Origin of the sequence: Glutamicibacter sp. NPDC087673, assembly GCF_044743255.1 — a bacterium.
Taxonomy (GTDB): Bacteria; Actinomycetota; Actinomycetes; order Actinomycetales; family Micrococcaceae; genus Glutamicibacter.
Map to the genome: position 1 here is coordinate 23,165 of NZ_JBIUWB010000004.1, position 12,895 is coordinate 36,059.

13 protein-coding genes are annotated in these 12,895 nt (G+C 64.2%); 7 read left to right on the forward strand and 6 right to left on the reverse strand.

The features are described from left to right. Positions 1 to 165 precede the first annotated feature (165 nt). Positions 166 to 1,551, reverse strand: a complete 1,386-nt coding sequence (locus ACIOTL_RS10325) for an MFS transporter (protein WP_400342522.1) — start codon at positions 1,549 to 1,551, stop codon at positions 166 to 168. Between the two features lie 127 nt (positions 1,552 to 1,678). On the opposite strand from ACIOTL_RS10325, the gene ACIOTL_RS10330 reads away from it, so the two are divergent. Both ACIOTL_RS10330 and ACIOTL_RS10335 read left to right on the forward strand, forming a co-directional pair. Then, a complete protein-coding gene (locus ACIOTL_RS10330; RefSeq protein ID WP_105657412.1) occupies positions 1,679 to 2,578 on the forward strand; it encodes a LysR family transcriptional regulator in 900 nt (299 codons plus the stop codon). Between the two features lie 32 nt (positions 2,579 to 2,610). Continuing rightward, entirely contained in the window at positions 2,611 to 2,967 is a 357-nt protein-coding gene (locus ACIOTL_RS10335; protein WP_105657413.1) for a VOC family protein, read from the forward strand. Here the strand turns inward: ACIOTL_RS10335 and ACIOTL_RS10340 are convergent. Then, a complete protein-coding gene (locus ACIOTL_RS10340) occupies positions 2,915 to 3,577 on the reverse strand; it encodes a response regulator (protein ID WP_388025132.1) in 663 nt (220 codons plus the stop codon). The two genes, ACIOTL_RS10335 and ACIOTL_RS10340, sit on opposite strands and share 53 nt — an antisense overlap. Then, positions 3,574 to 4,737 carry a sensor histidine kinase gene (locus ACIOTL_RS10345; protein ID WP_400342524.1) on the reverse strand — a complete coding sequence of 388 codons (1,164 nt, stop codon included), beginning with the start codon at positions 4,735 to 4,737 and terminating at the stop codon, positions 3,574 to 3,576. Before ACIOTL_RS10345 ends, ACIOTL_RS10340 begins: the two co-directional genes overlap by 4 nt. 109 nt (positions 4,738 to 4,846) lie before the next feature. Here ACIOTL_RS10345 and ACIOTL_RS10350 point away from each other — a divergent pair, with 109 nt between their 5' ends. The 5 genes from ACIOTL_RS10350 to ACIOTL_RS10370 all read left to right on the forward strand — a co-directional run bounded on the left by ACIOTL_RS10350 (position 4,847) and on the right by ACIOTL_RS10370 (position 8,682). Further along, positions 4,847 to 5,623 carry a GAP family protein gene (locus ACIOTL_RS10350; protein WP_400342525.1) on the forward strand — a complete coding sequence of 259 codons (777 nt, stop codon included), beginning with the start codon at positions 4,847 to 4,849 and terminating at the stop codon, positions 5,621 to 5,623. Between the two features lie 69 nt (positions 5,624 to 5,692). Further along, positions 5,693 to 6,190 (forward strand): hypothetical protein, encoded by a 498-nt coding sequence (locus tag ACIOTL_RS10355; RefSeq protein ID WP_105661688.1) that lies wholly within the window; start codon positions 5,693 to 5,695, stop codon positions 6,188 to 6,190. A gap of 102 nt (positions 6,191 to 6,292) precedes the next feature. Further along, positions 6,293 to 7,129, forward strand: a complete 837-nt coding sequence (locus tag ACIOTL_RS10360) for an exodeoxyribonuclease III (protein WP_400342526.1) — start codon at positions 6,293 to 6,295, stop codon at positions 7,127 to 7,129. A gap of 8 nt (positions 7,130 to 7,137) precedes the next feature. Further along, positions 7,138 to 8,154, forward strand: coding sequence for a tryptophan--tRNA ligase (trpS, locus tag ACIOTL_RS10365; protein ID WP_400342528.1), 1,017 nt, complete (start codon positions 7,138 to 7,140; stop codon positions 8,152 to 8,154). Between the two features lie 6 nt (positions 8,155 to 8,160). After that, on the forward strand, positions 8,161 to 8,682 hold the full coding sequence (locus tag ACIOTL_RS10370) for a 2'-5' RNA ligase family protein (protein WP_400342530.1): 522 nt from the start codon (positions 8,161 to 8,163) through the stop codon (positions 8,680 to 8,682). 57 nt (positions 8,683 to 8,739) lie between these two features. On the opposite strand, the gene ACIOTL_RS10375 is transcribed toward ACIOTL_RS10370, so the two are convergent. From ACIOTL_RS10375 to sdhA, 3 genes are all read right to left on the reverse strand, one after another. After that, positions 8,740 to 10,194 (reverse strand): catalase, encoded by a 1,455-nt coding sequence (locus tag ACIOTL_RS10375; protein WP_400342531.1) that lies wholly within the window; start codon positions 10,192 to 10,194, stop codon positions 8,740 to 8,742. A gap of 130 nt (positions 10,195 to 10,324) precedes the next feature. After that, on the reverse strand, positions 10,325 to 11,107 hold the full coding sequence (locus ACIOTL_RS10380; RefSeq protein ID WP_105661693.1) for a succinate dehydrogenase iron-sulfur subunit: 783 nt from the start codon (positions 11,105 to 11,107) through the stop codon (positions 10,325 to 10,327). Further along, positions 11,107 to 12,894 (reverse strand): succinate dehydrogenase flavoprotein subunit, encoded by a 1,788-nt coding sequence (sdhA, locus tag ACIOTL_RS10385; RefSeq protein WP_105661694.1) that lies wholly within the window; start codon positions 12,892 to 12,894, stop codon positions 11,107 to 11,109. The genes ACIOTL_RS10380 and sdhA overlap by 1 nt, the downstream gene beginning before the upstream one ends. Between the last annotated feature and the right edge of the window lies 1 nt (position 12,895).

Below are 12,895 nucleotides of genomic sequence, written 5' to 3' on the forward strand. Positions count from 1 at the left end.
CCGCGCTGCGGCCGGCGCCGAATCGGTGCGGCGCGAACGCAATGCCCGCGGCGAGATCGAATAGACCGAGTTCCGCAAACGACTGGATGTGGTGCGCACCAAGCTGAAATAGAAAAGCCCGATGGCCCGTTCGGAAACGGGCCATCGGGCTTATGCTTGCAGCGCCTAGGCGTCCTGGGTAGCCTTCACAGCATCAGCGCGGCGCTTGTCGAAGACCAGCGCGCCGACTTCCTGCTCCGCTTGGTTGCGGAAGGACAGGTCGATGCCCGAGCGGTCGCGGATCATGCTGACCGCGGTGAAGGAAATCGTGACGACAACCAGCAGGTAGATCGCCACCGCGGTGGTGCCACCGGTTGCCTGCACCAGCGCCTGGGCGATGGTCGGTGCGAACGCGCCGCCGACGATCGCGCCGATCGCGTAGGAGATCGAGACGCCGGAGAAGCGTACCGAGGCCGGGAACAGCTCCGAGTAGAGCGCCGCCTGCGGGCCGTAGGTCAGCCCCAGTCCGATGGAGAACAGGCCGAAGGCCAGGTAGAGCAGGCCCAGCGAGCCGGAGTTGACCAGTGCGAAGACCGGGAAAAGGGAAGCGGCAAGGATGATGAAGCCCAGCTGGTAGGTGCGCTTGCGCCCGATCTTGTCGGCCAGCAGGCCAGCGACCAGGGTCATGACCAGCCACACGGCGGCGCCGAAGGCCACAGCGACCAGCACGTCGGTGCGCTCCAGCCCGACCGGGCCATCAGGGTTGGTGGTGTAGGCCTGGAAGAAGCCGCCGGTGGTCATGTAGCCTGCGGCGTTGTTGCCGGCGAAGACCAGCGCGGCAATGAGCACCAGTGGCCAGTGCTTCTTGAACAGCACCAGGATCGGCACGGCGGTCTGCGCCTTGTGCTCGCTGATTTCCTCGAAGACCGGGGACTCGTCCACCGAGCGGCGCACGAAGTAGCCGACGGCGATCAGGATAATCGACACCAGGAACGGAACGCGCCAGCCCCATTCGAGGAACGCATCGCCGGGGGAGATCACCCCGGTCATCAGCGCCATGGTGCCCGAGGCCAGCAGCATGCCCAGCGGCACGCCCACCTGCGGGTAGGAGCCTGCGCGGCCGCGGTGGCCGTCGGAGGCGTGCTCGACGGCCATCAGCACTGCGCCGCCCCATTCGCCGCCAGCGGAGATGCCCTGCAGGATGCGCAGCAGCAGCAGCATGATCGGCGCCCAGATGCCTGCGGTCTCGTAGGTCGGCAGCACGCCGATCAGCGTGGTGGCTGCACCCATCAGCGCCAGGGTCAGGACCAGCATCGCACGGCGGCCGATCTTGTCGCCGAAGTGCCCGGCCAGGAATGCGCCCAGCGGGCGGAAGAGGAAGGACAGGCCGACCGAGGCGAAGGAGATCAGCAGCGCGATCTCCTGGCCTGCTGGTTCGAAGAACAGCTGGCTGAAGACCAGGCCTGCTGCGGTGGCGTAGATGAAGAAGTCGTACCACTCCACGGTGGTTCCGATGACCGTCGCGAAAGCTACGCGGCGCTGGTTGGCCTTGGCGGCCTTGGATTGTGTCATAGTGCTTCCCTTGCGAGTGGTACCGAGGCGTCGATCACTGGCACCTGAGTTTTGGGTCACTCCAGTGTGGCACCAAGCACAAGTAAGGTAAACTTCAAATATCTGCAAAACTTCTGAAGGCTGGCTTATGTATTCGATGCGCCATCTGGAAATCATGGCTGAACTTCCCGCCCACAGCACGCTCGGTTCGGCGGCCAGCGAATTGAGAATCTCGGAATCGGCCTTGTCGCAGGCAATTACCGCCATCGAGAAGCATGCCGGGGAGACGTTGTGCCTGCGCCGCAAGGCCCACGGGATCCGGCTCACCGCTTCGGGTCAGCACTTCGCCGCCATGGCCCGGAAGATCCTTTCCGATGTCGGCGAATTGCGTGCAACATTCCCGCAAACCGAAGGAGCGCTGCGCGGGCCGGTGCGCTTCGGCTGCTTCGCTTCGCTCTCTCCGCACCTGATTCCGGCCACGCTGGAAGGGTTCGACCACCCCGAGGTGCAGCTCGATGTGCGCGTAGGCACCCACGAGGACTTGCTGCCGGCCCTGCGAGAGGGCGAGATCGATGTTGCTTTCGTCTATGACCTGCAGCTGCCCGCGGACATGGACAAGCAGAGGATCTACCAGACCGAGATGCAGGTCGTGCTGCATCCCGAGCACCGGCTGGCCAACCTCGCCCGGCCGCTGGAATTGGCCGACCTGGTCGACGAATCGCTGATCATCTACGAGTCCGACCCGAGCACCGAGCACCAGCAGCAGCTCTTCGCCTCCCAGGGCCTGCAGCCCAGGATCGCTGCCTCGGTCCCGCAGATGATCCTGGTCTCCGCGATGGTGGGCCGCGGCCTGGGCTACGGGCTGCTCATGCGCCGCCCGAACAATGCCGAGGTCTCCATCGAGGGCCGCCCGCTGGCCTTCCGCGAGCTCAAGGCCCCCAACTACCCGAACGCGGTCGTGGCGATCACGCCCAAGGGGGTCCAGATCCCGGCCCGCGTCCAGGCGCTGATCGACCACTGCACCTGCGCAATGGCTGAGTCCTGGTAGACGCGCACCCCCGGGGCGCGCATAATGGCCACATGATTGGCACGTGGCAGGCCATGGTCATCGACTGCGAGGACCCCGATGCACTGGCCGGATTCTATGAACAGCTCCTCGGGATGGTGCGCATCGACAACGAGCCCGACTGGGTTTCCATTGGCGATGCGCCGGACCATCCTGCGCTCGCCTTCCAGGCGGTCAGCCCGTACGTGGCCCCGCAGTGGCCTGGGCATGTGCACCCGCAACAGGCGCATATCGACGTGAAAGTCGCCGACCTGGACCTGGCCGAAGAACAGGTGCTGCACCTCGGTGCTCGCTCGACCGGCGAAGGGTCCAAGACCTTCAGGGTCTATTTGGACCCGCAGGACCACCCGTTCTGCCTGGTGAGCTGGTAGCCGCGTAGGCGATCTTCGCCGCCTGCAGCCGGGTCGAGACCCCGAGCTTGGCCAGCACCTGGGAGACATGCGTCTTCACAGTGCTCTGCCCGATGCCCAGCCGCTGCGCCAATTGCGGGTTGCTCAGCCCTTCGGCCAACCCGTCGAGCACCTCGCGTTCCCTGCCGGTCAAGCCATCGGGCAGCTTCGCGGTGCCGGGTTCCGGCGACAGCGCCCGGGCCAGGATCCGCGAGGTCACCTGCGGATCCAGCACGGATTCGCCGCGGGCCGCGGCACGCACGCCCATGATGATCGCCTGCGGTTCGGCGCTCTTGAGCAGGAACCCGTGCGCCCCGGCCTGCAGTGCGCCAAAAAGGTACTGGTCGTCATCGAAGGTCGTGAGCACCACGACGCGGCAGCTGCCATGCAGTGCCTTGGTGGCCTCGATGCCATCGAGCACCGGCATGCGCAGGTCCATCAGGATGACGTCGGGGGACAGGGCACGGGCCATGGAAATGGCCGATCGCCCGTCGGCCGCTTCGCCCACGACTTCCAGGTCTTCCGCGGCCTGCAGCACCAGCCGGATCCCCATGCGCACGGTCGCATGGTCATCGACGATCAGGACTTTCACGGCTTCTCCATTGCTTCAATTGGTCCGGGGAATTCCACGCGCACCTCGAAATCCGGGCCGGTGCGTACCCCGAACCGGCCATCGAGCGCGGCGACGCGGGTGCGGATATTCTCCAGCCCGGTGCCCGCCCCCGGGCCGCGGCTGGCATCGTGCCGCAGGCCATTGCTCGCCGTGATCGCCAGGCCCTGGTCCTGGACCACGCTCAGTTCCAGGGTAGTGCCCGGCGCATGCTTGGCGTGGTTGACCAGCAGCTCGCAGACCGTGCGGTGCGCGGCGGTATGCACCGCAGGGCTGAAGCGCTGCGGATGCGCGACCCGGTACTCCCAACGCACCGGGCTGCCGAATCCGGCCACCAGCTCAGGCAGATCCTCGATCCGCGCCTGCAGCGCAGGGCCCCCGGCATGCAGCATCCGCACCATCGCGGCCATGTCTTCCAAGCCGGACACCGACTCATCGCGGATGCTCTGCAACGGAGCCCGCACCTCCTGGGGTGCGGCCGGAAGCAGGGCGCCGGAGAGCAGGGCGATTGACGAGAACCTGGCCGAGAGCACGTCATGCATCTCGCGGGCCAACGCAGTGCGCTCCTGGACGCGGGAAAAGTCGTGCTCGGCGACCAGCTGGTCCTCGCGGGCGTCGGCCGCCGACTGGACAGCCTCTGCCCGCTGGGCTTCGGCTTTGGCCAGCTCCTTGGCGGTGCGCACATTCTCGGCCCAGAGCATCGGGGTGAAGAGGATGAAGCCGGCCATGAACAGGGCCAGCACCACCTCCTGCGGATTCCCGGTGCCCAGCCAGGCGGCGATGGCCAGCGAGATGGCGGCCAAGCACAGCAGCGCCAGCGCCACCGTCCGCGTGCGCACCGAACCGAGCAGGAACAACCCGAAGACGCATTCGAAGACCAGGAAGTACCCGCCCAGGCTTCCCACGGCCAGCAAGCCGGCGCCGGCGAGCAGCATGGCCACGGAGCTGGCTACGAGAAAACGGCGACGGACCAGCACAGCGGCCAAGCCGATGAGCAGCAAGACGATCCATTCGTACCCGCGGATCGCAAACCATGGGGGATTGGCCAGTCCCGAAAGATGCAAGACGACGGTGAGCACCAGATAGGTGCCGACGACCTCGGGTTCCTTGTCGCCGCTGCCCATCCGCCGAATGAAGTCCATGCTTCCAGCATCCCCGAACTGGCTGCCCGCCGGTATCCCCCTTAAGGAGGAGAAGGCGCAGCCCACTGGCCGATACCGCGATCCGGCAGGCCGCGGAACAGTGGAACCCATGGACATCATGACAAGCAATCCCGAACTATCCCTTCTCATCCTGGCGCTGATCGATTCGACCAGCATCGGCACCCTGGTCATTCCGCTGTGGCTGCTGCTGCGGGGACGCCGCGAGGCCATCGCCAAGGTCCTGGCCTACCTGCTGGTGATCGCCGGCTTCTACTGGGTCATCGGCGTGCTGCTGCGCAGCGGGTTGCTGCTCATCGACCCGGCCATCTTCGAGCACCGGTTCTTCCGGCTGGCGGCAATGGCCGCCGGGGCGCTGATGATCATCTGGGCGCTCACCTACCGCACCGATGCGCAGAAGGAAGCCAGCGCACGGAAGAAAGCCATCGCGCATAGCGGCGCGGCACCGGCAGCGCCGGAACCGGCGGATGCAACCGAACAGGTGCCGCTGCGCCTGCGCAGCCGCTTGGGCACTGCGCTGGATACCCGCACCGGGTTGATTGCCCTGGCCCTGTTCGCCGGCCTGCTGGAACTTCCCACGATGCTTCCCTACCTCGCAGCCGTTGGCGTCATGCAGGGCGCCGGCTGGGGCACCGGCCTGCAGCTGCTCGCGCTGATCGGCTACTGCCTGGTGATGATCGTCCCGGCATTGGTGCTGGTTGGCGCGCTTGCGCTCGCCGGGCCGCGCATCGAGGCCTGGTTGCAGAAAATGGGGGCCAAGGCCTCGGCATACGCCCAGGAAACCCTTGGCTGGGTGGTGGGCATCGGCGGATACCTGCTGATTCGCGCGAGCCTTTCCGGGCAGGACCTGCACAGCCTGTTCGGCTAGCCACGCTGTGGGCGAAAGGGCCCGGTTCCAATTGGCTTGAAGCGGGGTAATGATGCGAGAATTGACGGCATGGAACCTCTAGGCAGCAGCGCGAAGCAGGGCAGGAAAGTTACCCTGAACGCATCAACTTTGGCAATGTCCGTCATGGTCATCGTCCTTCTGGTGGCAGTGGTATTCGCTGCCAACTCCAACCAGATCGTCGGCTGGTTTGTAGTCGTCATCTCCGCCGGTTGGCTGCTGCTGGCCGCATTCATGATGTTCGGCCTCAAGCGGGGCGCCGAGAAGATCAACAACTCGCTGCGCGAAGCCACCGCGGCGGCCACCCCGCGCGCCCAGCCCGGCACTGTGGTGGTTGACGAAGCCACCAGCCAGCGCGACATGAAGCTGGATCACTCGTTCAAGATCGTCCAGGTCCAGGCACGCGTGATCGCCGAACAGCGCCAGAGCCGGGGCGAGGATCACGAGGGCATGATCGACCGGGCGCTGGAGACGATCCAGATGACCGCGACGAATGCGCGGGACATGATCAAGCCGGCCAAGCCGATGGATGGCGAAATTATCGACTAATTGTCCAGGGCAACGCGCAATCGTTGCCCTTTTTCGTTGCCCGCGTTCCGGCGCAGGCCAGATCAGCGCGTAATCGATCGCATAATTTTGTAAGCTGGAATAGTGATACCTACCAGTGTGGAAATTCTCAACAAGGACGCCGGCGCGCTGCGCGTCGCGTCGGTCAACGTCAACGGCATTCGCGCGGCCTACAAGCGCAATATGGCGGACTGGATCGCCGCCCGTGACGTGGACATCCTGTGCCTGCAGGAAGTACGCGCACCGGACAAGATCCTGCGCGACCTGATTGGCGAGGGTTGGCATATCCTGCATGCCGAGGCCAAGGACAAGGGCCGCGCAGGCGTTGCCGTCCTCTCGCGTACCGAGCCGGCAGCCGTGCGCGAGCACATCGGCGAGGACTACTTCGCAGAATCCGGCCGCTGGGTCGAGGCGGACTTCGATATCAACGGCGAGAGCTTCACCGTCGTCTCGGCCTACGTCCATTCCGGCGAGCTGGGCACCCAGAAGCAGGAAGACAAGTACCGTTTCCTGCAGCGCATGAACGTGCGCCTGGTGGAATTGAAGAACGAGAAGGACCACGTCCTGGTGGTAGGCGATTTGAACGTCGTGCACACCGAAAAGGACATCAAGAACTGGAAGCCGAACCACAACAAGCGCGCCGGCGTGATGGACGAGGAGATCGCCTACTTCGACAGGTTCTTCGGTGAGATCGGCTACAAGGATGTGGCGCGCGAGCTGGCCGGCGACGTGCAGGGACCGTACACCTGGTGGTCCTTCCGCGGACAGGCTTTCGACAACGACGCCGGTTGGCGCATCGACTACCACATGGCCACTCCGGCGCTAGCCGCCAAGGCCATCAAGTCCCACGTAGACCGTGCCTCGGCCTACGATTTGCGCTTCTCCGACCATGCGCCGCTGGTCGTCGACTACCAGTTCTAAGGAAAACCATGGAAACAACCCGTCCCCGCGTCCTGTCCGGAATGCAGCCATCGGGCGATTCGCTGCACCTGGGCAATTACCTGGGCGCGCTGGTCAACTGGGTCAAGACCCAGGATGACCACGACGCATTCTTCTTCATCCCGGACATGCACGCGATCACCGTCTCGCAGGATCCGGCGGAGCTGCGCGCGCGTACCCGCAAGACCGCTGCGCAGTTCATCGCCGGCGGCATCGACCTGGACAAGTCCACCCTGTTCGTTCAGTCGCAGGTCCCCGAGCATGCGCAGCTGGCCTGGGTGCTGAACTGCATCACCGGTTTCGGCGAAGCCAGCCGCATGACCCAGTTCAAGGACAAGTCCTCCAAGGGCGGCGCGGATGCCGCCAGCGTCGGGCTGTTCACCTACCCGGTCCTGATGGCCGCGGACATCCTGCTCTACCAGCCTGAAGGGGTCCCGGTAGGCGATGACCAGCGCCAGCATGTGGAGCTGGCCCGCGATCTGGCCAAGCGCTTCAACCACCGCTTCGGGCAGGCCTTCACCGTGCCAGAGGCGTTCATCCCCAAGGAGGGCGCACGCATCTACGACCTGCAGAACCCGACCTCGAAGATGTCCAAGTCCGCCGAATCCCCTGCCGGCTTGATCAACGTCCTGGATGAGCCGAAGCTGATCGCCAAGCGCATCAAGTCCGCGGTGACCGACGCCGGGTCCGTCGTGGCCTACGACAAGGCCGAGAAGCCGGGCGTTTCGAACCTGCTCGATATCCTGGCTGCCGTGACCGGCAAGAATGTGCCAGAACTGGTCAACGAGTTCGAAGGCAAGATGTACGGGCATCTGAAGGTGGCTGTGGCAGAAGCCGTGGTGGAGCAGCTGGCTCCCATCCGCACCCGTACCCTGGAGCTGCTCGATGATCCGGCGGAGCTGGATCGCCTGCTGCTTGCCGGTGCGGCCAAGGCGCGCGTCGTCGCGTCGAAGACCGTTGCCGATGTCTACCAGAAGGTCGGCTTCCTGCCGCCGCTGGGAGTCTAAGAGCCAATGGTTTTCGAGTACACCCTGGGCGTGGTGATCCCGGTGCCGCAGCCGCACCGCGAGACTCTGCGCGCGTGGCGCCAGGAATACGGGGGAGAGGCCACCGCGCCGATTGCCCCGCATATCACCTTGGTGTCCGGGTCGTACCTGAATTCCTGGGAGAAGGCGGCTGCCCAGGTGCGCCGGGTAGCAGCCACGGCGGAGCCTTTCACCATCCATCTGGGTCCGGCCCGGACCTTCCGGCCGGCCAGCGAAGTAGTCTTCCTGCCGCTGGAAACCGGAGCGGACGAATGCTGGAAGCTGCACCGCGCGCTGCTCGGCGACGCACTGAGGCACGAATCAGCCTTCGCCTACCATCCGCACCTGACCATCGCCCAGAACGTGCCTGCACGGCAATTGGACGCCGCGCAGGCTGCGTTGGGTCAGGCGCATCTGTCCTTCGCGGCGGATCGTATCCATTTGTTCGATACCCGTGGCGGGGATTGGAACTTCAGCGAGCAGATTCCGCTGGGTTCCTCGCTTGCCTAGTTCACCCTGCAGAAAACGCCAGCCTCGCGGCTGGCGTTTTCCGTGTCGGCTGGCGAGTCACTTCTGGCGGACGTTGGCCTCGATCTTCGCTCCGGTATCGGCGTCGATGTTCTTCCAGTATTGGATCGCGTTGGACAGCACCGGCTCGATGACGCCATCCAGCGCCCCGGTGACGGTGTCCACCAGTTCGGCGCGCTGGGCATCATCCATCACCTCGCGGACCAGGATGCCGGGTTGTACGAAGTCTCCGTCGTCCTTGCGCAGCGTGTAGGCCTCGCGGACCAGTTCGCCGTCGGACTCGAAGGAATTCTCCGCCGGTCCGGTTTCATCGCTCCATGAATCCCCGAAGGAGTTCGGCGCGTAGACGCTGCGATCCCTGGTGTGATCGTAGGTCATGCTCCCCTCGAAGTTGTACGAGTGGACCGGGCACTTGGGCTTGTTCACCGGCAGCTGCTGGAAGTTGGTGCCGATGCGGTAGCGCTGCGCATCCGCGTACGCGAAATTGCGTCCCAGCAGCATCTTGTCAGGACTCATCCCCATGCCCGGGACCATGTTCCCGGGGGAGAAGGCGGCCTGCTCGATTTGCGCGAAGAAGTTCTCCGGGTTCCGGTTCAGCGTCATGGTGCCGACCTTGATGCGTGGATAGTCCTTCTTGGACCAGACCTTGGTCAGGTCGAAGGGGTTGAACCGGTAGGTCTTGGCTTCCTCGTAGGGCATGATCTGCACGTACAGGTCCCACTGGGGAAAATTTCCGGCCTTGATGGCATCGAACAGGTCGCGACGGTGCAAGTCGGCGTCGGATCCGGCCAGTGCCTCGGCCTGCGCCCCGCGCATGGTCTCGAACTTCTCGGACTGCTTGTTCAGGAAATGGTACTTGACCCAGAATTTCTCTCCGGCAGCATTGACCCACATGTAGGTGTGCGAGCCGTAGCCGTTCATTTCGCGCCAGGTCTTGGGCAGGCCGCGCTGGCCCATGATGTAGGTGACCTGGTGGGCGGATTCCGGATTCTGCGTCCAGAAGTCCCACTGCATGGTTCCATCGCGCAGCCCCGAATCGGGCAGCCGCTTCTGGGAGCGGATGAAGTGCGGGAACTTCATCGGGTCGCGCACGAAGAACACCGGCGTGTTGTTCCCGACCAGATCGAAATTGCCTTCGGAAGTGTAGAACTTCATCGAGAAGCCGCGCACATCGCGCCAGGTGTCGGGAGAGCCGAGCTCGCCGGCAACGGTGGAGAAACGCATCAGCGTTTCGGTTTTCACGCCAGGCTGGAACAGGGCCGCCTTGGTGTACCGGGATACGTCCTCGGTGGTTTCGAATTCGCCGAAGGCTCCGGAACCCTTGGCATGCGGGCGGCGCTCGGGAACATTCATCCGGTTGAAATGCTGCAGGGTCTCGACCAGATGATGATCGTGCAGCACGATGGGGCCGTTGGCGCCCACCGTCAGCGAGTTGCGATCGCTGGCTGCCGGGATTCCTGCTTGGGTTGTCGAGGTGGGATCTTCACTGGCCATGTTTGCTCCTCAGCTATGTGGTGCATTGGGAAAAGGGCGAGTACTGCCCATCATGCCACGCGAGGCGGGGGCGTTGAAGGGATGCAAAAAGGGCCCGAACCGTTGAACGGTTCGGGCCCTCAGCGCGTCCTTAGACGGTGCGCGCCAGAATTGCCTGCTTGACCTCGGCGATAGCCTTGGTCACCTGGATGCCGCGTGGGCATGCTTCGGTGCAGTTGAAGGTGGTGCGGCAGCGCCACACGCCTTCCTTGTCGTTCAGGATCTCCAGGCGCATGTCGCCTGCATCATCGCGCGAGTCGAAGATGAAGCGGTGGGCGTTGACGATCGCGGCCGGGCCGAAGTACTGGCCATCGGTCCAGAACACCGGGCAGGAGCTGGTGCAAGCAGCGCACAGGATGCACTTGGTGGTGTCGTCGAAGATCTCGCGATCCTCGGCGGACTGGTAGCGTTCCTTGGTTGGCTCGTGGCCCTTGGAGATCAGGAATGGCATGATCTCGCGGTAGGACTGGAAGAACGGTTCCATGTCGACGATGAGGTCCTTTTCAAGGGGCAGGCCCTTGATGGCTTCAACGGTGATCGGCTTGGAGGTGTCCAGGTCCTTGAGCAAGGTCTTGCAGGCCAGGCGGTTGCGGCCGTTGATGCGCATGGCATCGGAACCGCACACGCCGTGGGCGCAGGAGCGGCGGAACGACAGCGAGCCGTCCTGCTCCCACTTGACCTTGTGCAGGGCGTCCAGCACGCGGTCGGTGCCGTACATGGTCAGCTTGAAATCTTCCCAGTATGCGTCCGCAGTAGCCTCTGGCAGGTAGCGGCGAACGCGCAGGGTGATGTCGAAGCTCGGGATCTCTCCGCCGCCGCCAACGCCTGGCTTCAGGTCGATCTTTGACGGTGGTTCTGGCAGTTCGGTGCTCATTAGTACTTACGCTCCATTGGCTGGTAACGGGTAAAGACCACTGGCTTGGTCTCCATGCGGATGCCCTTGATGTCCTCGGTGACGGCTTCTGCGTCACGGTAGGACATCGAGTGCTTCATGAAGTTCTCATCGTCGCGGTCTGGGAAGTCCTCGCGGTAGTGGCCGCCGCGGGATTCCTTGCGGTGCAATGCAGCAACGGTGATGACCTCGGCCAAGTCGAGCAGGAAGCCCAGCTCGATGGCTTCGAGCAGATCCAGGTTGAAGCGCTTGCCCTTGTCCTGGATGCTGATGTTCTTGTAGCGCAGGCGCAGATCCTCGATCACGTCGCGCGCTTCCTTCAGCGAACGCTCGTCGCGGAATACCTGGACGTTGGCGTCCATGGTCTCCTGCAGGATCGAGCGCAGGTCCGAGACGCGCTCGGTGCCGTTGCCGGTCAGCACGCCGTCGATCTGCGCGGTGACGAATGCTTCCGGGTTCTCCGGCAACTCGACGAAGTCGGCGGTCTTGGAGTACTCGGCAGCGGCAACGCCGGCGCGCTTGCCGAACACGTTGATGTCCAGCAGCGAGTTGGTGCCCAGGCGGTTCGAGCCGTGGACCGATACGCAAGCAACCTCGCCGGCAGCGAACAGGCCAGGAATGACGGTGTCATTGTCCTGCAGCACTTCGGTGTTGATGTTGGTTGGAACGCCACCCATTGCGTAGTGCGCAGTGGGGTAGACAGGCACCGGATCGGTGAATGGCTCGACACCCAGGTAGGTGCGGGCGAACTCGGTGATGTCCGGCAGCTTGGATTCGATGTGCTCTGGTTCCAAGTGGGTCAGATCCAGCAGCACGTAGTCCTTGTTCGGGCCGCAACCGCGGCCTTCGCGGACTTCGTTGGCCATCGCGCGGGCCACGATGTCACGTGGTGCGAGGTCCTTGATGGTCGGCGCATAGCGTTCCATGAAGCGCTCGCCATCCGAGTTGCGCAGGATCGCGCCTTCGCCACGTGCACCCTCGGTGAGCAGGATGCCCAGTCCGGCAAGGCCCGTTGGGTGGAACTGGAAGAACTCCATGTCCTCCAGCGGCAGGCCCGAGCGGAAGGCGATGCCCATGCCGTCACCGGTCAGGGTGTGCGCGTTGGAGGTGGTCTTGAAGACCTTGCCGGCGCCGCCCGAAGCGAAGATGACCGACTTGGCCTGGAAGACGTGCAGTTCGCCGGTAGCCAGGTCGTAGGAGACGACGCCGGCAACGCGCTTCTGCTTGTAGGCGGTGCCGTCCTCGCGGTAGGCGTCCTCTTCGACCATCAGCAGGTCGAGCACGTAGTACTCGTTGTAGAACTCGACGTTGTGCTTGACGCAGTTTTGGTACAGGGTCTGCAGGATCATGTGGCCCGTGCGGTCAGCTGCGTAGCATGCGCGTCGCACGGCGGCTTTGCCGTGGTCGCGGGTGTGGCCGCCGAAGCGGCGCTGGTCGATCTTGCCCTCTGGGGTTCGGTTGAATGGGAGGCCCATCTTCTCCAGGTCCAGCACGGCGTCGATGGCTTCCTTGGCCATGACCTCGGCTGCGTCCTGGTCAACCAGGTAGTCGCCACCCTTGATGGTGTCGAACGTGTGCCACTCCCAGTTGTCTTCCTCGACGTTGGCAAGTGCTGCGCACATGCCGCCCTGGGCCGCACCGGTGTGCGAGCGGGTTGGGTAAAGCTTGGTTAGCACTGCGGTGCGTGCGCGCTGACCGGATTCGATCGCTGCACGCATGCCTGCACCACCGGCACCGACGATAACAACGTCGTACTTATGTACCTGCATT

What these genes read in the sequence shown, in the direction of transcription:
- ACIOTL_RS10325 (WP_400342522.1), bottom strand. Translation starts at nt 1,551, where the DNA reads ATGACACAATCCAAGGCCGCCAAGGCCAACCAGCGCCGCGTAGCTTTC.
- ACIOTL_RS10330 (WP_105657412.1), top strand. Translation starts at nt 1,679, where the DNA reads ATGTATTCGATGCGCCATCTGGAAATCATGGCTGAACTTCCCGCCCAC.
- ACIOTL_RS10335 (WP_105657413.1), top strand. Translation starts at nt 2,611, where the DNA reads ATGATTGGCACGTGGCAGGCCATGGTCATCGACTGCGAGGACCCCGAT.
- ACIOTL_RS10345 (WP_400342524.1), bottom strand. Translation starts at nt 4,737, where the DNA reads ATGGACTTCATTCGGCGGATGGGCAGCGGCGACAAGGAACCCGAGGTC.
- ACIOTL_RS10350 (WP_400342525.1), top strand. Translation starts at nt 4,847, where the DNA reads ATGGACATCATGACAAGCAATCCCGAACTATCCCTTCTCATCCTGGCG.
- ACIOTL_RS10355 (WP_105661688.1), top strand. Translation starts at nt 5,693, where the DNA reads ATGGAACCTCTAGGCAGCAGCGCGAAGCAGGGCAGGAAAGTTACCCTG.
- trpS (WP_400342528.1), top strand. Translation starts at nt 7,138, where the DNA reads ATGGAAACAACCCGTCCCCGCGTCCTGTCCGGAATGCAGCCATCGGGC.
- ACIOTL_RS10370 (WP_400342530.1), top strand. Translation starts at nt 8,161, where the DNA reads ATGGTTTTCGAGTACACCCTGGGCGTGGTGATCCCGGTGCCGCAGCCG.
- ACIOTL_RS10375 (WP_400342531.1), bottom strand. Translation starts at nt 10,194, where the DNA reads ATGGCCAGTGAAGATCCCACCTCGACAACCCAAGCAGGAATCCCGGCA.
- ACIOTL_RS10380 (WP_105661693.1), bottom strand. Translation starts at nt 11,107, where the DNA reads ATGAGCACCGAACTGCCAGAACCACCGTCAAAGATCGACCTGAAGCCA.
- sdhA (WP_105661694.1), bottom strand. Translation starts at nt 12,894, where the DNA reads ATGCAGGTACATAAGTACGACGTTGTTATCGTCGGTGCCGGTGGTGCA.